Raw genomic sequence first — 23,487 nt, forward strand, 5'->3', positions numbered from 1 at the left:
TTAGCGTCATCTCTTGTACCTGGTTAAGGCTAATTGTTGCATAGCGCGCTTGCAAATTTTTAAAAATTTTAAAATTTTCGTTATTCAAAAGGAACCTATTTAGCTACAAAGAAATGAGTTTTATTTAGCAAAAGCCTCTTTTAAGATATGAAAGTAAATTACAACCATTGTAGCCATAGCAGAAAAAAGTTCCCCTTTGGAGGAGTAGGGGGAGGATAAATTTGCACGAACAGAATTTGGTAAATGCAATCTGGTAAATGGTAACTGTAAAAAGAAAGCTCCCCGCCTTGGATAAGCAGGGGTTGGGGGTGGTTGCTATTACGGTAGATGAAAATTAAATATTTACCATTTAAACTGGCACAAGTGTTAAGCGAAGCGCCACTTGTGCCTTATAAACAATTGCCAGTCTCCTGACTGGTGCAAAAATCTATGCATCCGTTAGTCTGAAGATTGACGGATGTCTGTTAAGCACAAGTCGCGCTGTGCTAAGACTTGCGCTAGTTTAAATGGTGATTTAGCGTGCGTGCGAGCTAAGCAAAGCCTACCTGAAATATAAGCTACTCTTCTTTATTCCGGTCATTCTGAAATAATCTAACCAGTAAATAATCGGTTATATTCTTCCAGAATGACCGGAATAGACGGAAAACACGATCGTTTTATCATTTTGACTAATACAGGGATATTCTTTTGTTGTTAAGGGCTTAGCTCGAACGCACGTTAATTTAATAAGGAGTTGTTTCTGACAGTCTTTATAATTCATCAGATTTTTAAATTTCAAGCATGCTGTTCCTGCCCATATTTCAGTTGCTATTATCCTTTTTTACCTCTCCGCTTACACCAACAAGCGCAGCTGCGGCAAAGCCCAACATTGTGGTAATTCTGGCCAATGATTTAGGCTACGACGATTTAGGTAGTTACGGCGCGAAAGACCTGCGCACACCCAACATGGATGCGCTGGTAAAAAACGGCATGCGGTTTACGAATTTTTACGCCAATTCTTCGGTGTGTTCGCCTACCCGGGCCGCGCTGCTTTCCGGTAAATACCCGGATTTGGTGGGAGTACCCGGCGTCATCCGCACGCATGCCGATGATTCCTGGGGCTATTTAAATCCGAAGGCGGTGCTGCTGCCGCAAATTTTAAAAAATGCGGGTTATCAAACGGCTTTAGTGGGCAAATGGCCTTTAGGTTTAACGGCTCCTAATCTTCCCAACCAAAAAGGCTTCGACTATTTTCACGGCTTCACCGGCGATATGATGGATGATTACAACACGCATTTACGCTGGAATAACAATTACATGCGCCGGAACGATCAGGAGATAAACCCAACCGGCCACGCCACCGATTTAAGTAACAGGACAAAATTAATTTGATAAAAACCTAAGTTTAAGTACTTGATGATTAAATTCTTATAGATCGAACAACGAACAACTACTTATTTACCAATTGGGCTGTAAACTATATTCAGATGCAGAAAAAATCAGATAAGCCGTTCTTTCTGTATCTCGCTTACAATGCCCCGCACGTACCCGTGCAACCGCCGGCCGAATATTTAAAAAAAGTAAAAAGCCGGGAGAAAAACATCACGGATCAGCGAGCCAAATTGGTTGCCTTAATCGAGCACATGGATGCGGGTATTGGGAAGTAGTAAAAACCTTGAAAAAAACGGGCGCACACAACAACACCCTTATTGTTTTTACCAGCGATAACGGCGGCCAAATTTTGGCGGGCGCTACCAATGGCAATACCCGCGATGCCAAAGGCAGTATGTACGAAGGTGGTATTAAAGTACCTGCGGCAGTGGTTTGGGCCGGAAAAGTAAAAAGCAACAGTACTTCCGAACAAGTGCAGCTTACCATGTACTTGTTCCCGACGTTGTTAGAAGCTGCCCAAGCATCCGTACCTAACATAATAGATGGCCGCAGTTTCTTACCCACATTGCTCGGCGAGAATATTACCTATCCCGAGCGCCCAGTGTACTTTGTCCGGCGCGAAGGTGAGGAAACGTACGGGAGTAAAATAATGGAAGCCGTACGGGTAGGCCATTGAAAATTACTATTAAACAAGCCTTTTGCACCCCGAGAGCTCTACCATTTAAAAGAAGACCCGCTCGAAAAAACGGACCTGGTAAAAGCCAATCCGGAGAAATATAAAGAACTGGAAATTTACTCCGCGCTCAAACCTTACGCCGCGGTGCCGTTCCGTGGCAGGCTCCGGAAGAGTAAAATCGCCGGTTCTTTATATTTGTTTAGGCAGTAATTACAGATTCAGAAAACAGATTTTTAAAAATTTAGATTAATCCTCTAATTTCCGGCATATAAATCCGGCTTTATTCAGGCTGTGAATAATAACCAATGCCTGAACTCTAATGGCTTCGACCCGGAGAATATAGTCGCAATCTTCCAAATCAAAATTCCACTTTTCACCAGAATGCATTAGGTTATCCAGTACAGGTTTTACCTGATTTACCCGCTGGTGGGTGGTTACCGATGTTTGAAATACCAATACTTCTTTCATGCAAGCGCGTTTGCTTTTATCTTTGCCAAAAGTAAGGCGGTTCGATGCCCAGGGTGCGTAAATACACAAAACCTTGCGCCCGGTGATGAATTTCGTTATCGATAAAATAGAGAATAGTGGACCATATGGTGCCTTCGTACTGCCCGAAAGCCAGAATAGTCTCCTCAAATTTTTCTTCCGGAATCTGTACCCAAAGCTGGTTTATTTCTGCGGTAGCCTTGTCCCATAAAGCCAGTAAATACGCTTTGCTATTTTGATGCTCCTGGTGTTCGTTTAATTGTTCTGTTTCTCCGCCGGTAATCTGCCGCAGCCCAGGTGCCGCAATGGCTAGTAATTCCTGCACCATATTGGCAAACGGGCGCATGCCAGCTACTGAATACTCAAAAAACTCTTTTTCCGGAAAGGCTTCTATTACCCGGCGAGTTAGCCGCCGGTGTCCTTGCCAATGTTCCAATAGGTTGGCGGCGCTAATAAAGGTTCCTGTCTGGTTTTTTACGATTGTTTGCTCCATAATTTAAGTTTTTGTGGTGAAACAGATAATATAGAACAAAGCTACACTCCCCTACTGACAACCCTATGGCAGCCCCTTTCCAGAATTTTTAGATTTTTTTAAATATTTTTGTTCTTGCCGGAATACAGCCGGTGGTTGGGGTTCTTTTCCGCGTAATTACTTGTTTTGGCATTAAAAAGATACTTTTCGAGAGAATCGACAACCTGAAATTTCGCCGCGGAACACGGGCGCCCGCGTAAAGTTCTTCCGCAGCAAAAGGCGTTTTCAGGAAAATTTTAACTTAGAATTCTTCTTCTATGCGTGGGGCATCGGGTAGTTGCGCGTCTAAAGATTCGCGGTAGTGCAAACAGCCGCGCAGGAATTGCGGCCAAGCGGGTACGACGAGGTCAGGAGTGGTTTTTTCGGGTAGCAAGTTCCAGAGTTGCGGATGGTGCCAGCATAACTCGTGCTTGGTGCTGTCGCGGTGCGCCCGAATGCCGGCTCGGAGTTTCTTCACTTCCGCCAGCAGTTCTTCTGGGGTGAGGGCTAACAAGTCTTCGTCCATACGCTTTCTTTTTTGTGGTTTATTTAAATCCAACGTCATAAATGCGTGGTAGGAGAAAGTGGTAAATAGAACAAAAATAACTTATCCTTTGCTTTAAACCCCAAGAAGTAATTATCTACATAGAATACCATTTACCATCCGCCGATTTTGCTTTAAACCAAACTAAGTTTTTTTAAATTTTTACCACGGAACAGTCCGGAAAGCCTAGTAGGATATTATAATCTGTTGGGTTTTTTTAACGTATTTTGTTGTTGATAGAAACTATTGTGCGTACGCTTTATCAATTAAAGCTTATTTGTTTTTCTTAGAAAGCTTATGCAACTGCTTCAGATCAGTTAAGTCCTGACTTCTACCAGATGCTTTCTTATTCGCAATCAAATCTTGTAAACTGATATAGTTGATATCGATATTATTTAATTTAAGTATTTGTTTATTTTCGTAAGCTGAAAGAAACATAACACCATCAATCGAATTTAGAATATCAATGCGTAAAGGCGGATATCCAATTTGACTCACATACCCTTCCTTCAGAAAATCTGCATGATTCAACCCTAATGAGCCTACGCCAAATTCATTTAGTACATTCGCTATTTTATTGGCATTAGTTTCTGAAATAGCAATCCCAAATCACCCGTATGGCGCGGTTTACCATGAAAAGCTAAAGCATACCCACCCACCACTAAGTATTCTACTTCGTGAGCATTCAGCAAAGAGATAAAATCATGGAAATCTTTAAACAGCTCCATTATCTTAATTTTCTTCTCGAAACCGCTGTTTTATCTAAGCACTGACCTGGAGCTAGTGATTGACTCACAATTAAAGTTACCGCCTGTAAACGTTCCGCTACCGGTCGCGAAAGCCAGTAATAGAAATCTTCCCCTTCCGGTATTTCCTTCATTAAACGAGTGGTCGAAACTAGTTTGATATCTCGCATAACTTATTTTTAGTTAGTTGATGAATGAAATATACGGAAATTGAATCAATATGATTTTTCTTCCATCTCCGCTTTATTAATTCTACTCAGACCACATAACCTGCCTCCCAAGATGAAAATAACCCTACCAAAATGAAAGGGTTTACATAATCTTAAAACCAGCAATTTTTAAATTTTTATAATTAAATAACTAAATATCAAAAGGTTATTTAGTTAAAGAGCGTATTCTTAATTCACTGGCACTGCAATTGGCAAAGAGGAAGCATACCATACCAAATAACAACCATGGAATTTCTCATAACGCCTCTTTTACTGCTCACCGGTTTACTCTTCTTCGGACTGTTTTTTAAAACGGTGGATTACTTCGAAACTATTTAAACTGCTAATCCATATGATATTGCTCCTGTTCTTTCTGGCTTTGGCCGTGTTCGGGTACCTGGTTTACGTTTTACTCCGGCCCGAAAAATTTTAATCCGCAACGCCTATCCCCATGACAACTGAATTAATCAGCGTAATCATAACCTACGGCCTTACTTTGTTATTGGCCATTTTCTTCGGGAAATACATTGCCCGCGTTTTTAAAGGCGAAAAAACTTTCCTGGATTTTCTGGCCCCGCTGGAACGAACTATTCTGCGCTTTTCCGGCGTGGATGTTCGCCGCGAAATGAACTGGAAACAACATTTGGTGGCTTTGCTTACTAGTAACATGCTCTGGTTCGTGTACGCGATGGTACTATTAATAACGCAGGGCAGCTTGCCGCTCAACCCCGACGGTAACCCATCCATGACGCCCGATTTAGCTTTTAACACGGCCATTAGCTTTCTGGTGAACTGTAATTTGCAGCACTATTCCGGCGAAAGTGGCTTAACATATTTAACGCAGTTAGGCGTAATTACTTTCTTGCAATTTACATCGGCGGCTACCGGCATAGCGGCTTTAATCGTGGTGTTTCACGCGTTACGCGAGAAAACCACCCAGAACCTGGGCAACTTTTTTGATATTTTGCTGAAATCTACCACCCGTATTTTGCTGCCGCTTTGCTTGGTAATGGCCACAATTCTGGTTTTTAACGGTACGCCCGCCAGCTTTGCCGGCAAATATAGTTTAACGACCCTGCAAGGCGACAGCGTGCAGGTTTCCCGGGGGCCGGCTGCCGGTATGATTGCCATTAAACACCTGGGTACCAACGGCGGTGGCTGGTTTGGCGCCAACTCCGCGCACCCTTTAGAAAACCCGAACTACCTCACCAACATGGTAGAAATGGTGGCCCAAGTACTTATTCCGCTGGCTTTAATCTTTGCCCTGGGTTTTTACCTGAATCGCAAAAAACTGGCCTGGGTGATTTACGGCGTCATGACGACCGGCTTCCTGCTGCTTTTGATCCCGACTATTATTGCCGAAACCAACGGTAGTCCGGCCATCAGCCAGATGGGCATTGCGCAGCAACTGGGCAACATGGAAGGCAAGGAAATCCGGTTTGGCGCTACGGCTTCAGCGTATTGGAGCATAGTTACTACGGTTATTTCTACCGGCTCGGTCAACAGCATGCACGATAGCTTTATGCCGGTATCCGGATTGATGCAACTACTAGCCATGATGACCAACGCTTTTTACGGCGGCTGTGGGGTCGGAATTTTAAATTTTTACATTTATATCATTATTGCGGTGTTTATTTCGGGCTTAATGGTAGGCCGCACGCCAGAGTTTCTGGGCCATAAAGTAGAAGCCCGCGAAATGAAAATCGCTGTGCTAATAGCCTTGCTGCATCCTTTTTTGATTCTGGTCGGTACCGCTTTATCGTCCTGGACTTTTGTAAATTATCCGGAAGTAGCCTGGGCCGTGAAGCCCGCCAACTGGTTAAACAATCCCGGTTTCCACGGTTTCTCCGAAATGCTGTACGAAAACACGTCATCGGCCGCGAACAACGGTTCGGGTTTCGAAGGTTTGGGCGATAACAATATTTTCTGGAACGTAACCACCGGTTTTCTCTTAATTCTGGGCCGCTACTTACCCATTATTGGTCCGGTGGCGATTGCGGGTTTGCTGGCGAATAAAAAATCTATTCCCGAAAGTGCCGGTACGCTCCGCACCGACACCGGTACTTTTGGCATCATGACCTTCGCGGTAATCCTAATTCTGGCAGCCTTGGCATTTTTCCCCGCCCTGGTTATCGGGCCTGTTGCGGAATATTTTACGCTTTATTAAAGCCCCACCCCAATCCCTCCCCGGGGAGAGGGGCTTTCTTGATAAAGTTATGAAGCTGCTTTTCTTCTAAAATTTATGGTTTCTGCTTAGATAAAAATCAGGAAACTACAAGAATATTAAAAAAACAAAATTCCCCCTTAAAAAGCCCCTCTCCCCCGGGGAGGGGTTGGGGGTGGGGCCCATTACACAAAAACATTACTTAAAAAATGACTTCTAAAAATACTTCCTTATTTCAGAAAGACCTGGTGGGCGAAGCGCTGCAACAAGCTTTCGTGAAACTGAATCCTAAGAGCATGTTCCGCAACCCGGTCATGTTTACCGTCGAAATCGGTACGTTTATTATGCTGCTGGTAAGTGGGCGTGTTCTTATTTCGCCGGATAATACCCAGGGCAGCTTCGGGTATAATTGTACCGTGTTCCTGGTTTTATTTTTAACCTTACTGTTCGCCAATTTCGCCGAAGCCATTGCCGAAGCCCGCGGAAAAGCCCAGGCCAACAGCTTACGCAAAACCCGCGAAGAAACGCCCGCCGTACTAATAATGCCCGATAACTCGCAAAAAACAGTTTCGTCGTCGCAGTTAAAAAAAGGCGACGTGTTTCTGGTAACCGCCGGCGAACTAATCCCTACCGACGGCGAAATTATGGAAGGACTTGCCACCATCGACGAAAGCGCCATTACCGGCGAAAGCGCCCCGGTCATCCGGGAAGCGGGCGGCGATAAATCCAGCGTAACCGGCGGCACCAAAGTATTGTCGGATAAAATAAAGGTAATGGTAACCACCGAACCCGGCGAAAGCTTTCTGGACAAAATGATTGCCTTGGTAGAAGGCGCCAGCCGCCAGAAAACGCCCAACGAAATAGCTTTAACCATTTTACTAGCCGGTTTTACCTTGGTGTTCGTGATAGTGTGCGTTACTTTAAAACCTTTCGCCGATTACGCCAACACACCCATTACCATTGCTGCGCTGATCTCGCTGTTCGTGTGCTTAATCCCCACTACCATCGGAGGGCTTTTATCGGCGATTGGTATTGCGGGCATGGACCGCGCTTTGCGGGCCAACGTGATTACGAAATCCGGCAAAGCCGTAGAAACCGCCGGCGATATTGATGTGTTGCTGCTGGATAAAACCGGTACGATCACCATTGGTAACCGCAAAGCCACCAGCTTTTACGCCCGCCATTTAATCGACGAAGCGCATTTTATCCGGACCAGTTATTTAAGTTCTTTAGCCGATGATACGCCGGAAGGCAAGTCTATTGTGGAACTAGCCAACGCGCATAAGGTGAGCCCAATAAACGGCGTGAAACTACCGGATTCGGCTTTTGTAAAATTCACCGCCGAAACCCGCAGCAGCGGCGTCAACCTGCCGGACGGCACCCGCATCCGCAAAGGCGCTTTTGATGCCATCCGTAACCTTACCGAGAAAGCCGGTAATCCTTTCCCGGAAGACATTGCCGGGAAAGTAAAAGCTATCTCCAGCAACGGTGGCACTCCGCTGGTAGTCAGCGAAAACGAAAACGTAGTGGGCGTAATTGAATTGCAGGATATTATAAAAACCGGTATTTCCGAACGCTTTGAGCGCTTGCGCAAAATGGGCGTTAAAACCGTAATGGTAACCGGCGACAACCCTTTAACCGCCAAATTTATCGCCGAAAAAGCGGGCGTCGATGATTTTATTGCCGAAGCCAAGCCGGAGGATAAAATGAATTACATTAAAGCCGAGCAAGCCCAGGGCAAACTGGTAGCCATGATGGGCGACGGCACCAACGACGCCCCCGCTTTAGCGCAAGCCGACGTAGGCGTAGCCATGAACTCCGGCACCCAGGCCGCCAAAGAAGCCGGCAATATGGTAGACCTGGATAACGACCCCACCAAGCTCATCGAGATTGTGGAAATCGGCAAACAACTGCTCATGACCCGTGGTACGCTTACTACTTTTTCCATTGCCAACGATGTCGCCAAGTATTTTGCCATTGTCCCGGCTTTGTTTATCGCGGCCATTCCGGCTTTGCAAGGCTTAAACATCATGCGGCTCAGTAGCCCCGAAAGCGCCATACTCTCGGCAGTAATTTTTAACGCGATTATTATTCCGTTTCTAATTCCGCTGGCTTTAAAAGGTGTGGAATACAAACCCATTGGCGCCAGTGCCTTGCTGCGCCGCAACTTGCTTTACTACGGTTTCGGCGGCGTGATCATTCCGTTCATCGGCATTAAGCTAATTGATATGGTAGTATCCTTGTTTATTTAAAAAAATTGAGTATTTCCGATTAAAGCTGGCGCGAGCGTCCACGCCCGTGTCTACTATCCAGTAGGCCTCTGGCCGGGCGAACCGAAATGCCTTTATTTAAAATAATTTAATCGAATGTACCACCGGCCCGAGGCCGGACAATAATCCTCACGAGCGAGGACGCTCGCGATATAGCAAAGAAGAATCTCAGCAAAACAATAAAAAGTTCCTCTTCGGAGGGGGTAAGGGGAGGATAAACAAACCACACTCTTGCTTCCACAAAATTTAAAATATATTAACATGAAAACGTATTTAATGCCTTCTTTAAAATTAACCTTCGTGCTGCTGCTTATTTGCAGTGTAATTTATCCACTGGTTGTAGCTGGTATTGGTAAACTAGCGCCCGGAAAGGGAGATGGAGTCAAACTCATGTATAATGGCCGGGTAGTCGGTTACGAAAACGTTGGTCAGTCTTTCACAAAGCCGCAATATTTTCACGGCCGTCCCAGTGCGGTAGATTACAATGCTGCTGGTTCGGCGGGTTCCAATAAAGGCCCTACTAATCCGGATTATCTGGCAGTAGTAAAAGCCCGTGTAGATACATTTCTGCTGCAAAACCCCACTGTAAAACGCGCCGACGTACCCAGCGAATTAGTAACCGCATCCGGCAGCGGCTTAGACCCGGATTTGTCTGTAGCCGCTGCTACGGTACAAATTAACCGGGTAGCAACTGTCCGTAACTTACCCGTGACGCAAGTAGCAAAATTAGTAAAACAACAAACTCAAGTGCCTTTGTTGGGTTTTCTGGGACCGGAAAAAATTAACGTTCTAAAATTAAACATAGCCTTGGATGAGTTAGCTGCTGCCGGTAAGTAAGAGATAAGTGCTCGTAACAAAAACCAACCACCCTGCCCCTTGTAAGCTTAGGAAGGGAGCTTTACACCTTTTAGTTAGTAGCATCCCAAGAAACCGGTTTACTTCCGGACCTGCCCCCGCTGGCGCCAGTATTAAGCGCAGCGCCACTGGTGATATAGAGACCACCGCCAGTCTCTGGACTGGCGCTAACTTATAACTCGCACCCGTCAGTCCGGAAGCGGCTCTTTGTTCCGTAGACACCATCTCGCTTGGCTAAGACTGGCGCCAGAAAGGCTAGAAAGTGGGAGCGTAAGGCATAAAAGTAAATCCGCGCTACAAATGCTGTGGATAGGATATTTTTTAAAAATTAAGTAAGAAGCCAAAGAGGCGGTAATTAAAAGCAAATACGCTAGTCGGAACAACGAGGGCTTGTTGGTTGCCAGTGCCGCCAAACATTCTGCTAAAGAAGCGAGGAGAGGTGAACGTAGGAATAGCCGCCTCTCCTCCCCTGTTTTTAGGGGAGGTGCCCTTTCGGGCGGAGGGATTAACTCAGCCGCTGGAAAACAGCTGGCGGTGCTCCGCAAGAGCAATATTTAAAAGTATACTGCTTATGTGAAAACAGCCTGTTCAAAGAGACGCAGGCACATAAAAATTTAAAAAAATTTCCGGTGCGTCAGCCTAACCCCACCACCCTATTAACAAACAAGAACATGAAATTTATTTACATCCTTTTATCATTGATTACTTCCCAAATTACCTACGCCCAAACCGATACGGTAAGCACTACGACTAAATTAACTTTTAGCGGTTTTGCCGATGTGTATTACGCCTATGATTTTAATAAACCGGTCAGTCACGAACGCCCCGGCTTTTTGTACAACCACAGCCGGCACAACGAATTTAACGTGAACCTGGCTTTTCTAAAAGCAGCGTATACTTCCAATAAGGTACGCGGTACTCTGGCGCTTATGGCTGGTACTTATGCCCAATATAATTTAGCCGCCGAACAGGAATTATTAAAAAATATTTTTGAAGCGAATGCGGGTGTGCAGTTAGCGCCCAAGCTTTGGCTCGATGCCGGTATTTTTGCGTCCCATATTGGTTTGGAAAGCGCGATCTCCAAAGATAACTATACCTTAACCCGCAGTTTGGCCGCCGAAAATACGCCTTACTACGAAAGTGGAGCAAAATTAACTTACGAAGCGGGCAGTAAATGGATATTTACCGGGTTAGTGCTAAACGGCTGGCAAAACATCCGGGAACCGGAAGGAAACTCCAGTAAAGCCATTGGTACGCAAATTCAGTTTAAACCTACCGACAAAATTCTACTAAATTCCAGTACGTTTATCGGGAACGAGAAGCCCGACAGTGTAAAACAGCAGCGCTATTTTCACGATTTTTACGCTATATTCCAGATAAGTGAACAGTTTAAACTGGCCGCTATTTTTGATATTGGAGCCGAGAAGCGGGCAGATAGCGGCGGCAGCGGCAACTACACCGGCAATACCTATAATACCTGGTTTAATCCTACTTTATTGCTGCATTACAATTTCACGGATAAAGTAGGCTTGGGGGCCCGTGCCGAGTATTACCACGATCCGAACAACGTAATTATTGCCAGCGGTACCAGAAATGGATTTAAAACGTTTGGCTATTCTCTGAACCTGGATTACGCGCCGGTTACAAAGGTGTTGTTACGCCTGGAAGGTCGCCTGCTCGACAGCGAAGATGCTGTTTTTACCCGCGATAACCGGGCCGTAGATGAATCCCTGGCGATTACTTCCTCGCTAGCCATTCTGTTTTAAATTATAAGTAGAGGTAAAAAAAGTAGTTGTTGGTTGTTGGTTATTCGGATGCTCCATTTTTTAAAATTTTTTAAATAGTCTAACATTCAATAGCTAACAACTAATATCCTGATACCTGTGTTTTTTTAATGAGTATGCCGGAACAAGAGCAATCGGTGCAGCATTTTCTCGATTTGATTCAGAAATCGAAGCGGGGGAAATTTAAAATTTACATCGGCATGAGCGCCGGCGTGGGCAAAACCTACCGGATGCTGCAAGAAGCGCACGCCCTGCTTAAAAATAACATCGACGTACAGATTGGTTACATCGAAACCCATAACCGCCCGGAAACCCACCAGTTATTAGCTGGTTTACCCTTTATTGCGCGCCGGACGCTTTTCTACAAAGGCAAAGAACTCGCGGAAATGGATGTAGCGGCTATTCTAACCATTCACCCGGAAGTGGTGCTGGTGGATGAACTGGCGCATACTAACCTGGAAGGCTCTAAAAATGAAAAACGCTGGCAAGACGTAGTAGAATTATTAAACGCTGGTATTAATGTTATCAGCGCCGTTAACATTCAACATCTGGAAAGTTTGAACGCCGAGATAGAAGCAATTACCGGCATCCAAATAAAAGAACGAGTACCCGACCGTGTGCTCCGGCTCGCCGACGAAGTGGTAAACATTGATCTAACAGCCGAAGAGCTAATAACGCGGTTAAAAGAAGGTAAAATTTACGATCCATCGAAAATTGAGATTGCGCTGAACAACTTTTTTAAAACCGAGAAAATTTTGCAGCTCCGCGAAATGGCTTTACGCGAAGTGGCCCACCAGGTAGAACGTAAAATTGAAGCCGAAATACCCGCTACTCAGCAACTACGGCCCGAACGGTTTATGGCTTGTATTAGTACCAACGAGGCTTCGGCCAGGAAAATGATTCGCAAAACGGCCCGCCTGGCTTCTTATTACCATTCGTCTTGGCTGGTATTGTACGTACAAACGGGCCGCGAAGCGGGCGATAAAATTGGCTTAGCGGCACAGCGGCATTTAATTAACAACTTAAAATTAGCTACCCAGCTCGGGGCCGAAGTAATAAAAATAAAAAACGACGATGTGGCACAAGCAATAGCCGATACCGCTACCCAAAAGCAAATTACTACTGTTTGCATTGGCCGACCCCATTTAAGTTTTGTGCAATATATTTTTAAGCAAAGTATATTCAGCAAATTATTGCAGCAATTACCGCCCGGAACCGATCTGATTATTTTAGCCTGATGACCATAAAAACCAAACTCTCGCTTGGCCTAAGTTTCTTGTTTGCGGTTATTTTGTTGTTAGCCGGTTTAGGCGCCCATTATGCCAACCGCCTCGCCGCCGAAGCAAAAGAAGTATTAAAAGATAATTACGAAACCCTGGAATATGGTAAAAACATGCTGCAAGCCACCGATGTGTTTTTACTCGCCGATTCCACCAGATACGCTGCAGCATTTAAAAATTTTAAAAAAAATCTGCAGGACCAGCTCAATAACTTAACAGAACCAGGCGAACAAGCCATTACCATTGCCATTAAAGAAAACTTTGACCTTTTAAGGTTAAGGCAAACAGCTTTCCAAAAGCAGGGTGCACCCACTATCCCTAAAATAATCGCGCAAATTCGGCAAGATGTATTTCGGCTCACGGATTTGAACATGCAGGCCATTGTCCGGAAAAATAAAATAGCGCAGCAAACCGCCGACCGGGTAATTATGTACCTGGTGCTAATTGGCACTTTCAGTATTCTGGTTACACTTACATTTACGCTTAATTTTCCGGGGTACATTGCTAACCCTATCCGGGAGCTAACCGCCAGTATCAAACAAATTGCCAACCGGAATTACGAGCAACGCCTGCACTTTAAAGCCCAGGACGAGTTTGGCGAATTAGCCGAAGCCTTTAACCAAATGGCTCGCAAACTCGACGAGTACGAACACAGCAACCTGGCCCGCATTATTTTTGAAAAACGCCGCATCGAAACCATTATCAACAACATGTCGGATGCTATTATCGGGCTGGATGAAAAGCAAATCATCTTGTTTGCCAATAACGAAGCTACCTTACTGTTGGGCTTAACCGAAGCCGATTTAATTGGCCAATACGCGCCCGATGTAGCTTTACATAACGATTTGCTGCGGCACCTGCTGGCGGTAAAGGAAGCGGCCCCGCTGCAAATTTTTAACGATGGCAAAGAAAGTTATTTCACCCAGGACATTATTCAGATAAACTCGTCCGGTACCGCTACCGAAGCCGAAAAACTGATTGGTCAGGTAATTATTTTAAAAAATATCACCCAGTTCCGGGAGCTCGACCTGGCTAAAACTAATTTTATCGCCACTATTTCGCACGAACTTAAAACGCCGATTGCCTCCATTAAAATGAGTTTAAAATTGCTGCGCGACCACCGCATTGGCGCCGTAAACCAGGAGCAGCAAAAATTAATGGAGCACATTACCGAAGACAGCGACCGCTTGCTGCGGATTACCGGCGAGTTGTTAAATTTAGCGCAAGTAGAAACCGGCAATATTCAGCTGCATTACCGGCAAACCCAACCTGCCGAAATCATCCATTATGCTACTCAAGCTATTTTATTTCAGGCAGAGCAAAAGCAGGTAAAACTGGAAACCAATCTGCCAAACGAGTTGCCCCCGGTAAACTGCGATTTAGAAAAAACCGCCTGGGTGCTGGTTAATTTTTTATCGAATGCCATTCGCTACAGCCCGGACCAAGCCCGCATTATTATCAGCGCGGGTTACGTTACCTCGGCCAGTAACCGCTTTGTGCGGTTTTCGGTGCAGGATTTTGGCCGGGGCATTGATGCCCGCTACAAAGACCGGATTTTCGATAAATTTTTTCAGGTACCCGATGCCGATTCTATTAAAGGAGGCACTGGTTTGGGCTTAGCTATTTCTAAAGAATTTATAACAACGCAAGGTGGTACCATCTGGGTAGAAAGCGAGTTGGGCGAAGGTTCTACCTTTAGTTTTCGTTTGCCGGTAATTTAAAAAATTTAAAAAAACACGAGCAAAGCACCTTCTTTCTTCCTTTAAACATTATCCGCCGGAGTAAGTAAACCAAACAGTTAGAACAACAAGACAAGCCGGTACGTAACTAATGCAGATTATGTATTTAGTACGACCTAAGCACTAATGTAAGCCCTAATCTTTGGAAAATATTTACATGGATAAAGATGACTTAACGCATGCCATTGCGCCCCCGCATGCGCCTAAATTAAAAGAACTTCCGGCCACTGCCATTTGCGGGAACGATATTACTTCTTCTTGTTTATACGTGTCGGCGCTGGCTATTATTTACGCCGGGCAATATGCCTGGGTAGCTTTATTAATGGTAGGAGCCGTATTGTTTTTATTCCGGAAAATATACGGCGAAGTAGTAGGGGCTTTGCCTTTAAACGGCGGTGCTTACAATGCCTTATTAAATACCACCAGTAAAAGAACCGCTTCTCTGGCGGCCTGCCTTACGCTGTTATCCTACATGGCTACGGCGGTTATTTCGGCGAGTGAGGCCATGCATTATGTACACCATCTCTGGGAAGATTGGCCGGTTATGTACGCTACCATTGGTTTATTAGCCATTTTCATGGGTTTAACCATAATGGGTATCGGCGAATCGTCTATGGTAGCAATTATTATCTTCATTACGCATATTACTACCCTTACCTTGCTCATTATAGTGGGTGCTGTTTTCTTATTCAATCACGGTCTGGATACGTTCTTAACTAATTTTGCGCAACCTTTACCCGGTGGCAGTATCTGGCGGGCCTTGTTTTTTGGTTTTGCGGCCGCCATGCTGGGTATATCGGGGTTCGAGAGTTCGGCTAATTTCGTGGAGGAACAAGAACAGGGCGTGTTCCCGAAAACCTTGCGCAACATGTGGCTGGCTGTTACGGTTTTTAATCCGCTTACGGCTTTTCTGGTTTTAGCCATTATTCCGATGAGCGCAGTGCCCGAACACCAGGCGGCTTTATTGGCTTATATCGGCGAAGTAGCGGGTGGTCAGTGGCTGGCTATTTTGGTTTCGGTAAACGCGGCTTTGGTCCTGAGCGGAGCCGTTTTAACTTCGTACGTGGGCGTTACCGGTTTGGTGCACCGCATGACGCTGGATCGTTGTTTGCCGCAGTTTTTACTAATTACCAATAAGCGTGGCACGGCTTACTTAATTATGATGGCTTTTTTTCTGCTCTGCGTTTCTATCTTATTAATTACCCAAGGCGACTTAAACGCTTTGGCGGGGGTGTATACTATTTCGTTTCTGTCGGTAATGGCTTTGTTTGGAATTGGTAATATCTTACTTAAGCTCCGGCGCGATAAATTACCCCGTCCGGTTCGGGCTTCGGGTTGGGCTTTATTTGTAGCCATTGGGGCGGTAGTAGCTGCGTTGGTAGGTAATGCTATTTTAAACCCGCCGTACTTATTTGTATTTTTAAAATATTTTATTCCTACGGTAGCCCTGGTGTATTTTATGCTGTACCGCACCACGCTGCTGCGCTTGTTTACTTATCTGGTAAAGCAGTTTGAAGGAACCTTTGCTAAGTTTTTACCTTTTACTTCGTTCCAACTAAAGCGGTTGATTACCGAAATAAATTCGCAGCAATTTGTGTTTTTTACGCGGGGCGATAATATTGCCAACATTAACCAGGTCATGCGTTACATCGAAGATAACGAACATACCAACCGCATTAAAATTGTGAATATACTGGGCAATAACGAGCATCCGCCCAAAAAGCTCATGCACGAAGTAGACGTGCTGGACCGGGCTTACCCGGACATGGATGTGGATTTTATCGTTATTAAAGGGCATTTTGGTCCCCAACTGATTGATGAGCTTTCCCGGAAGTGGAATATTCCTAAGAATTTTATGTTTATTGGTTCCCCGGGCCAGCGGTTTCATTATGGATTGCAGGAGTTAGGCGGGGTGCGGTTGGTTATATAATTTTTAATGTTTTTCGCATACAACAGGCGCAATTTTTAAATTTGCGGGCTCAAGCATGCTAAATAATTAGATTAGTAACTACCTTTGCGTAGATTGTGATAGCTCAATTTATTAAAATACTTAATTTATAAATAATCGTAACAGAACTTGTATCTTATTTCTTCCCTCTCATCCTTTTAACTTGTTACAGCTATTTGCACTTTCTTATTATATGCTTCGCAAGCTTTTTCTTAAAAGTAAAAAGCAAGGTAAAGCCACAATCTGATCAATAGCATAAGTAAATAACATTTTCTTACCTAAAAATGAAAAGCTACTTCTTTCAATCTTTAATTAAGTTAGTTGTTGAAGGAAGTGGTGTATTTTGTTGATTCTTAGTAAACATGCAAAAAGAACATAATCACGCACATAACCGGCTTTCTACGGCTGGTTTACTTATCGCCCTGGGTATTATTTATGGCGATATTGGTACCTCTCCCTTATACGTAATGAAGGCCATTATTTTAAGCGGCGGCGAAATCGTTAATCCGGAGTTAGTTTATGGGGGCGTTTCCTGCGTTTTCTGGACCATAACCTTACAAACTACCCTGAAATACGTGGTGCTTACCTTACGGGCCGATAATAACGGGGAAGGTGGTATTTTTTCGTTGTATACTCTGGTACGCCGCAAAGCCAAATGGCTCATGATTCCGGCTATTATTGGGGGCAGCGCTTTACTGGCCGATGGCATTATAACCCCGCCTATATCGGTTTCGTCGGCGATTGAAGGCTTACGTATTATCAATCCTGATCTGCCCACGGTACCCATTGTACTGGCTATTTTAACGGTGTTGTTTATAGCGCAAAGTTTTGGTACGCAAATAGTAGGAAAAGCTTTTGGGCCCATTATGTTTATATGGTTTACCATGCTGGCCGTACTGGGCATTACCAATATTCTCGACCACCCCGAAGTGTTAAAAGCCCTAAACCCGTATTACGCGTACCGCTTGCTGGTACTTTATCCCGGAGGCTTTTGGTTATTAGGAGCCGTATTTTTATGTACTACCGGAGCCGAAGCTTTGTACTCTGATTTAGGCCATTGCGGGCGCGAAAATATCCGGATAAGCTGGATTTTTGTGAAAACCTGTTTATTGCTTAATTATTTTGGCCAGGCTGCCTGGTTGTCACAGCACTTTAATCAAAAACTAGGCGAGAATCAAAACCCGTTTTATGGTGTAATGCCCGAATGGTTTTTGCTCATCGGGATTGTGATTGCTACTATCGCGGCTATTATTGCCAGCCAGGCTTTAATTACCGGCTCTTTTACGCTTATCGGGGAAGCTATTCGGCTCAACTTATGGCCCAAAGTGCGCCTGATTTACCCGACTAACGTGAAAGGACAGTTATTTGTGCCGAGCGTAAATAAACTGCTTTGGGCGGGTTGCGTGGCGGTGGTCTTGTATTTTCAGGAATCAACTAACATGGAAGCCGCTTACGGTTTATCCATTACGGTAACCATGCTGGCTACTACCATTTTAATGAGCTATTACTTGTATTTAAAGAAGTTTTCAAAGCTGGTAATTTTCTCGTTTTTAGGTGTTTACCTCACCATTGAACTCTCGTTTCTGGTAGCTAATTTATTAAAATTTCCGCATGGCGGCTGGGTATCGGTAGCCATTGGTGTAATGCTGATAACCGTGATGTATACCTGGATCCGGTCTTTTTATATTAAAAGACGCTTAACCGAAGAAGTAAAACTAGATAAATACATTGGTCCGTTAAAAGATCTGAGCGAAGACGAAACCATACCGAAGTACTCGACGCATTTGATTTACATGACTAGTGCCGAACGAAAGAGCGAAATTGAATCCAAGATTATTTATTCTATTTTTCAGAAACGACCCAAACGCGCTGATATTTACTGGTTTCTGCACGTAAACACCACCGACGATCCGTACACCATGGAGTACAAAGTGCACCATATCATGGAAAACGATATTATCCGAGTCGATTTTAACCTGGGTTTCCGGGTAGAGCAGCGCATTAACCTCTACTTCCGGAAAGTAGTAGAAAACTTGGTAAACAATAAAGAAGTAGATATTACCAGTAGGTACGAGTCTTTGAGCCGGCAAAACGTAATCGGCGATTTCCGGTTTGTGGTACTCGAAAAATATTTATCCTTGGAAAATGATTTGCCCTGGGACGAAAAACTGATTATGCAGGCCTATTACTACATAAAAGAATTCACCGCTTCCGAAGACAAGTGGTTTGGCCTCGATACCAGTTCGGTGAAAATAGAAAAAGTGCCTTTAGTAATTAATCCCATCCACAACGTGGAACTAACCCGGGTTAAGTAAGCTAAACCGGAAAGTCAGTTGATAAAAGTAATTATCAGCTGTCTTTTAGAGCTTCAATTTGCTCGTCGTTGAGCAGAATATACCGATTGTTGTACGGGTTAGCAAAGAATTTTTCGGCAATAATGTATTCTCCGCTTTTTAATTTATGAATATTGTAGGAGAAGAGGCTGTTTGATTTTTCAATAATTTTTTCGGTGCTGTCGAGGTCGAATTGTTTACCGCAAGTGGTATTAATGTACTGCATGGAAGTCATACGGAATAAATAATAAACAAAGGTTGGTGGTAAAGTTTGTGTACGCAAAAATTAAAAGCAGGTAATAAACCAGAATAAAAAAAAATTAAAAAATACTGGTCTGGGGTTCAATCTTATACAATAAAAGACAGCTTAAGATGGAAGCTGTCTTTTTATTGTATAGGACTTACGCAAAAGTTATCCGTGAGAATACTGACATTAGTCGGTGCTGCCGTTTGTGTCTGCACAAATGGCATTAAGACCTTTTACGCGTACATCCTGTTTTATTTTGTGGTTACAGGGCTATCTGGTTATTTCAGCAAAAGCTACTTTTTTAATCTTTTTACCAGGAATAGCAGGAATTTTTTAAATTTTTTTATTTTTTGCGGCTTAAACAAAGCTACAGATTTTCTCGCCTACTTCGCGCGTACCCAAATGGTGCGTGGGGTTAATATCCACCGTTACAAAACCATTATTCAACGCTTCTTCTACGGCGTTGCGCAAGGCCTGGCCTTCGGCCATTAAATCAAAAGAAGTTTCCAGGAGGGTAGCTGCCGACAAAACCGCCGCCATGGGGTTGGCAATATTTTTGCCGGCGGCCTGCGGGTACGAGCCATGAATAGGTTCGTACAAAGCTACTTTACTGCCCACCGAGGCCGAAGGCAACATGCCGAGCGAGCCGGTTATTACCGAAGCTTCGTCCGTAAGAATGTCGCCAAACATGTTCTCGGTTAAAATAACATCAAAACGCCGCGGGTTTTGAATTAAAGCCATGGCAGCATTATCCACAAACATGAGTTCCAGCTCGATATCCGGAAAGTTAGCAGCGTATTGTTGTACTACTTCGCGCCAGAGCCGGGACGTTTCCATCACGTTAGCCTTGTCTACTAAGGTAACTTTCTTACGGCGTTTAGCCGCGGCCGTAAAGGCTAGTTCGGTTATCCGGGCAATTTCGTCGCGGGTGTAGGTGCAGGTATCGTAAGCGCTGTTGCGATCTTCGGAACGGCCTTTGGCGCCAAAGTAAGAACCACCGGTTAATTCCCGGAACACCACAAAGTCTACGCCCTCTACAATTTCGCGCTTTAGCGGCGAGGCATCGGCCAAAACTTTAAAAGTATTTACCGGCCGGATATTGGCAAATAAACCCAAGGCTTTGCGCATCGCCAGCAAGCCTTGTTCCGGGCGAACCGGAGCAGTAGGATCATTATCGTATTTCGGGTGGCCAATGGCGCCAAATAAAATGGCATCTGCCGATTGGCATAAGTGCAGGGTTTCTTCCGGAAAAGGATTGCCGGTAGCATCGATGGCGCAGGCGCCTACTAGGCCTTCCTCGAAGGTGAAAGTATGGTTAAACTTTTCGGCAACTCTTTGCAGGGCATTTACAGCTACGGCGGTTACTTCGGGGCCAATCCCATCGCCGGGCAGAACAGCTATTTTCTTATTCATGTAACAGGCAATTTTTGTGGAGGCCAAAAGTAAGCAGTTTCCGGTAGGATGTGCTAGTTTTTTAAAAAATTATGCTGCTTGGTTCTACAGGCTCGAATAGGTTTATGCCCATAAATTTAAAAATAGCAGATGATTTGCTCAGCTGCAGCAGGTAATGCGAATTTTGCTAAACTCCATTTCCGATAACCTCTTTTCCAGAAAATTACTTGTTTATACAAGATTTTAATTTGCTTTAAATTAAAAATAATATTAGAATAATTATAGTTGGATAATTGATGAAAATTTAATTGCCTGTAAGTAACCTTTCTGAAAATCAGTACAAATTTCAAAATATACGGCAAATACGGCTAAAAATGGGTATTTATCTTTCAGGATTTATTTGACTTCAAAATTTTCAGGTTCGTAAAGTGAAAGAAGTTTTGAGTATAGAATTAAAAAAGTTTTATTTATGAAAAAGAATTGGTTAACAGTAACGGTTGCCGCTACTTTACTTTCGGGTATAACAATTATAGGGTGTAACGACGATGACGACGGAAAATTTGACGGAGTACCAGTAGATACAACAGCAGGAACAACTACCACTGGCGGAACAACTACCGGCGGCACTACTACGGGCGGTACAACAACCACGGGTACTACAACTACAGGTACAACAACCACGGGTACTACTACGGATGGCACTACTGCCGGAACTACCGGAACCACTACCGCCGGAACAACCGGTACTACTACTGCCGGAACAACCGGTACTACTACTGCCGGTACAACTGGTACTACTGGTACTACTACCGGAACTACTGGCACCACTGGAACTACTGGCACAACAGGAACTACTACGGGAACAACCGGTACTACCGGAGGTACAACTACTGGCGGAACCACCGCAGGTACAACGGATGGCGGTACCACCACAGGAGGTACTACAGGTACAACTGGTGGCACTACCACCGGTGGCACGACTGGTACCACTGGCGGAACAACTGGTACAACAACCGGCGGTACTACCGGCACGACGGGAGGCACCACTGGAACTACTACTGGGGGAACTACGGGCACAACTACCGGAGGTACTACAACGGGTGGTACTACCGGAACTACAACCGGAGGAACAACGGGTACTACCACTGGAGGAACTACCGGTAGTACCACAGGCGGAACTACTGGTACTACTGGAGGTACAACCGGAACCACTACGGGCGGTACCACGGGTACTACCGGCGGCACGACTGGTACAACAGGCGGTACAACCGGCACAACAGGTGGTACCACTGGTACAACAACTGGAGGAACTACCGGCGGCACCACTGGTGGTACTACCGGAGGATCAACCGGCGGTTGATCCCTTAAGCATCATACAAATTTAAAAAAGGCAGCCGCATACCGGGCTGCCTTTTTTAGTTTAATATCAAAATAGGCAAGAAGCGCGTGTCTTTCCGGCGGCAATTACCAGTTGCTTTTATATTGATTTACGGCTTAGAACGAATAATCAGAATTTAGTCTGCCTGGGGTGGAGAATACAGTTGCTAACTAGTGGGTTAACGCCGGTTAAACTTACGAAACAAAGGCAAATCTATCCGCAATAATTCCCTACAGCCGAAGCAGCCAACTGCTTCTTGTTACGGCTTTGGAGTAAATTTAAAAATTTTGCCGGTACCGTAACCCAGTACATAAAGTCCTTGTTGGCTGTCTTCGCCGAAAGAAGATATGTTATCGGGTAATTTGGTGATTAATTCGTTTTTTACCATTTGGTTGCCATTCACGGTTAACGCCCAAACATTGCCCGAAACATAATCGCCGTAAATATATTTATCGGCTAAGCCAATCAGATTTTTATCGTGGCACACATAACCACCGGTCACCGAACGACCGTTTTCGTTATTCAATGGATACGTCCAGACAGGTTCTTCCAGGCCGGTTACATCGCAATTGGCGGCCCCGAAACAGGTATTGCCTTCCCGGATTTTCCAGCCGTAGTTCCCGCCGTTTTTTATGATGGAAATTTCTTCTACGTTGCCTTGGCCAACGTCGCCGGCCCACAACGTACCGGTTTTACGGTCGAAGCTAAAACGCCAGGGGTTGCGCAAACCATAGGCATAAATTTCTTCGCGGAAACCTTGGTTGTTATTTCTATAAGGATTATCAGCCGGTATGGCGTAGGGCAAATTACCGGTGGTGCTGTTTACATCAATGCGTATAATTTTGCCCAGGAGTTGGGTCCGGTTTTGGGCGTAGTTTTGCGGGTCGCCGCCACTGCCGCCATCGCCGGAAGCAATGTACAAATAGCCATCGTTCCCGAAAGCTAATTTCCCCCCGTTGTGATTCGAAAAAGGTTGCTGATAAGTTAACAAGACTTGTTCACTCCCGGGGTCGGCTACGTTCGGGTCGGAACTGCTGACTTTAAACCGGGAAATAACGGTTTCCAGAGGATTGCCGCGGGTATAGTTGACGTAAAAATAACCATTGGTTTTATAATCCGGGTGAAAAGCTAAACCTAACAAACCTAACTCTCCGCCGGAAGTTACTTTGGAGCTGATGTCTAAATATACGGGTGCGGTAGCCGCGGTTGCATCGTTCGGAAACACGTGGATTTTACCGGTTTGCGAAACTACAAAAATGCGGTTCGTGCCATCGGTAGGGCTGGTTAGCTCCACGGGCTTATCAAATTTTAAAGTTGAGAACGCTTCGGTAAGGGTATAGCCAGAAGGAACTACGGGATTTTGACCAGGATCGGGCGTATTATTGTCGTCGGATTTATTTACCTCGCAACTCATTAAGATTAACAGGAAACTCAGAACAAGTAAATTTTTCGGCTGCTTCATGGCGCTTTCTCTCGGTTAATATTTTTTCTGGAGCACTATTTCTAATTACAGGAACGCCCGAAACCAGGCGTTATTTTAAAAATTAATTCTCA

20 protein-coding genes and 1 pseudogene are annotated in these 23,487 nt (G+C 44.7%); 12 read left to right on the top strand and 9 right to left on the bottom strand.

All coding sequences use genetic code 11. From position 1 onward, the window contains the following. The first annotated feature begins 780 nt into the window (after positions 1-780). Together AHMF7616_RS27570 and AHMF7616_RS27575 are read left to right on the top strand one after the other, a co-directional pair. Positions 781-1,371, top strand: coding sequence for a sulfatase-like hydrolase/transferase (locus AHMF7616_RS27570; protein ID WP_199474308.1), 591 nt, complete (start codon positions 781-783; stop codon positions 1,369-1,371). A 95-nt stretch (positions 1,372-1,466) separates the two neighbouring features. Then, positions 1,467-2,047, top strand: a pseudogene (locus AHMF7616_RS27575) (sulfatase-like hydrolase/transferase). Between the two features lie 246 nt (positions 2,048-2,293). On the opposite strand, the gene AHMF7616_RS22100 reads toward AHMF7616_RS27575, so the two are convergent. The 6 genes from AHMF7616_RS22100 to AHMF7616_RS22120 form a co-directional block, all read right to left on the bottom strand. After that, entirely contained in the window at positions 2,294-2,515 is a 222-nt protein-coding gene (locus AHMF7616_RS22100; RefSeq protein WP_115374861.1) for a hypothetical protein, read from the bottom strand. A gap of 16 nt (positions 2,516-2,531) precedes the next feature. Then, positions 2,532-3,026, bottom strand: coding sequence for a DinB family protein (locus AHMF7616_RS22105; protein WP_115374862.1), 495 nt, complete (start codon positions 3,024-3,026; stop codon positions 2,532-2,534). Between the two features lie 280 nt (positions 3,027-3,306). Then, positions 3,307-3,609, bottom strand: coding sequence for a hypothetical protein (locus tag AHMF7616_RS22110; RefSeq protein WP_199474314.1), 303 nt, complete (start codon positions 3,607-3,609; stop codon positions 3,307-3,309). A 252-nt stretch (positions 3,610-3,861) separates the two neighbouring features. Next, the gene (locus tag AHMF7616_RS26855; RefSeq protein ID WP_199474316.1) at positions 3,862-4,119 is read right to left on the bottom strand and encodes a hypothetical protein; all 258 of its coding nucleotides are present in this window, start codon (positions 4,117-4,119) and stop codon (positions 3,862-3,864) included. Positions 4,120-4,157: 38 nt separating this feature from the next. Beyond that, positions 4,158-4,316 (bottom strand): hypothetical protein, encoded by a 159-nt coding sequence (locus AHMF7616_RS26860; protein WP_199474318.1) that lies wholly within the window; start codon positions 4,314-4,316, stop codon positions 4,158-4,160. Next, positions 4,316-4,504: a hypothetical protein gene (locus AHMF7616_RS22120; RefSeq protein ID WP_115374863.1), complete on the bottom strand. Its 189-nt coding sequence runs from the start codon at positions 4,502-4,504 to the stop codon at positions 4,316-4,318. The genes AHMF7616_RS26860 and AHMF7616_RS22120 overlap by 1 nt, the downstream gene beginning before the upstream one ends. A gap of 391 nt (positions 4,505-4,895) precedes the next feature. Between AHMF7616_RS22120 and AHMF7616_RS27970 the strand changes: the two genes are divergently transcribed. From AHMF7616_RS27970 to AHMF7616_RS22165, 9 genes are all read left to right on the top strand, one after another. Then, entirely contained in the window at positions 4,896-4,976 is an 81-nt protein-coding gene (locus AHMF7616_RS27970) for a potassium-transporting ATPase subunit F (protein ID WP_199474455.1), read from the top strand. 18 nt (positions 4,977-4,994) lie between these two features. Then, positions 4,995-6,710: a potassium-transporting ATPase subunit KdpA gene (gene kdpA, locus AHMF7616_RS22130; RefSeq protein WP_115374864.1), complete on the top strand. Its 1,716-nt coding sequence runs from the start codon at positions 4,995-4,997 to the stop codon at positions 6,708-6,710. A 206-nt stretch (positions 6,711-6,916) separates the two neighbouring features. After that, positions 6,917-8,959: a potassium-transporting ATPase subunit KdpB gene (kdpB, locus tag AHMF7616_RS22135; protein WP_115374865.1), complete on the top strand. Its 2,043-nt coding sequence runs from the start codon at positions 6,917-6,919 to the stop codon at positions 8,957-8,959. A gap of 279 nt (positions 8,960-9,238) precedes the next feature. Next, entirely contained in the window at positions 9,239-9,814 is a 576-nt protein-coding gene (locus AHMF7616_RS22140) for a K(+)-transporting ATPase subunit C (protein ID WP_115374866.1), read from the top strand. 689 nt (positions 9,815-10,503) lie between these two features. Beyond that, complete coding sequence (locus AHMF7616_RS22145; RefSeq protein WP_115374867.1) at positions 10,504-11,598, top strand: porin; 1,095 nt, start codon at positions 10,504-10,506, stop codon at positions 11,596-11,598. Between the two features lie 134 nt (positions 11,599-11,732). Next, entirely contained in the window at positions 11,733-12,854 is a 1,122-nt protein-coding gene (locus tag AHMF7616_RS22150) for a sensor protein KdpD (protein WP_115374868.1), read from the top strand. Beyond that, the gene (locus tag AHMF7616_RS22155) at positions 12,854-14,617 is read left to right on the top strand and encodes a HAMP domain-containing sensor histidine kinase (RefSeq protein WP_115374869.1); all 1,764 of its coding nucleotides are present in this window, start codon (positions 12,854-12,856) and stop codon (positions 14,615-14,617) included. The genes AHMF7616_RS22150 and AHMF7616_RS22155 overlap by 1 nt, the downstream gene beginning before the upstream one ends. A gap of 160 nt (positions 14,618-14,777) precedes the next feature. Then, positions 14,778-16,565 (top strand): APC family permease, encoded by a 1,788-nt coding sequence (locus AHMF7616_RS22160; protein WP_233507702.1) that lies wholly within the window; start codon positions 14,778-14,780, stop codon positions 16,563-16,565. 380 nt (positions 16,566-16,945) lie between these two features. After that, entirely contained in the window at positions 16,946-18,898 is a 1,953-nt protein-coding gene (locus AHMF7616_RS22165) for a KUP/HAK/KT family potassium transporter (protein WP_115374871.1), read from the top strand. A gap of 34 nt (positions 18,899-18,932) precedes the next feature. Here the strand turns inward: AHMF7616_RS22165 and AHMF7616_RS22170 are convergent, their stop codons facing one another. Next, complete coding sequence (locus tag AHMF7616_RS22170; protein WP_115374872.1) at positions 18,933-19,151, bottom strand: hypothetical protein; 219 nt, start codon at positions 19,149-19,151, stop codon at positions 18,933-18,935. 369 nt (positions 19,152-19,520) lie between these two features. Continuing rightward, positions 19,521-20,576: a 3-isopropylmalate dehydrogenase gene (leuB, locus tag AHMF7616_RS22175; RefSeq protein ID WP_115375733.1), complete on the bottom strand. Its 1,056-nt coding sequence runs from the start codon at positions 20,574-20,576 to the stop codon at positions 19,521-19,523. Between the two features lie 448 nt (positions 20,577-21,024). On the opposite strand from leuB, the gene AHMF7616_RS22185 reads away from it, so the two are divergent. Then, positions 21,025-21,915: a hypothetical protein gene (locus AHMF7616_RS22185; RefSeq protein WP_199474319.1), complete on the top strand. Its 891-nt coding sequence runs from the start codon at positions 21,025-21,027 to the stop codon at positions 21,913-21,915. Positions 21,916-22,192: 277 nt separating this feature from the next. Here AHMF7616_RS22185 and AHMF7616_RS22190 read toward each other — a convergent pair whose 3' ends face one another. Next, positions 22,193-23,395, bottom strand: a complete 1,203-nt coding sequence (locus AHMF7616_RS22190) for a PQQ-dependent sugar dehydrogenase (RefSeq protein WP_115374874.1) — start codon at positions 23,393-23,395, stop codon at positions 22,193-22,195. Positions 23,396-23,487: the final 92 nt, after the last annotated feature.

The sequence above is a fragment of the Adhaeribacter pallidiroseus genome, assembly GCF_003340495.1.
Classification (GTDB): Bacteria; Bacteroidota; Bacteroidia; order Cytophagales; family Hymenobacteraceae; genus Adhaeribacter; species Adhaeribacter pallidiroseus.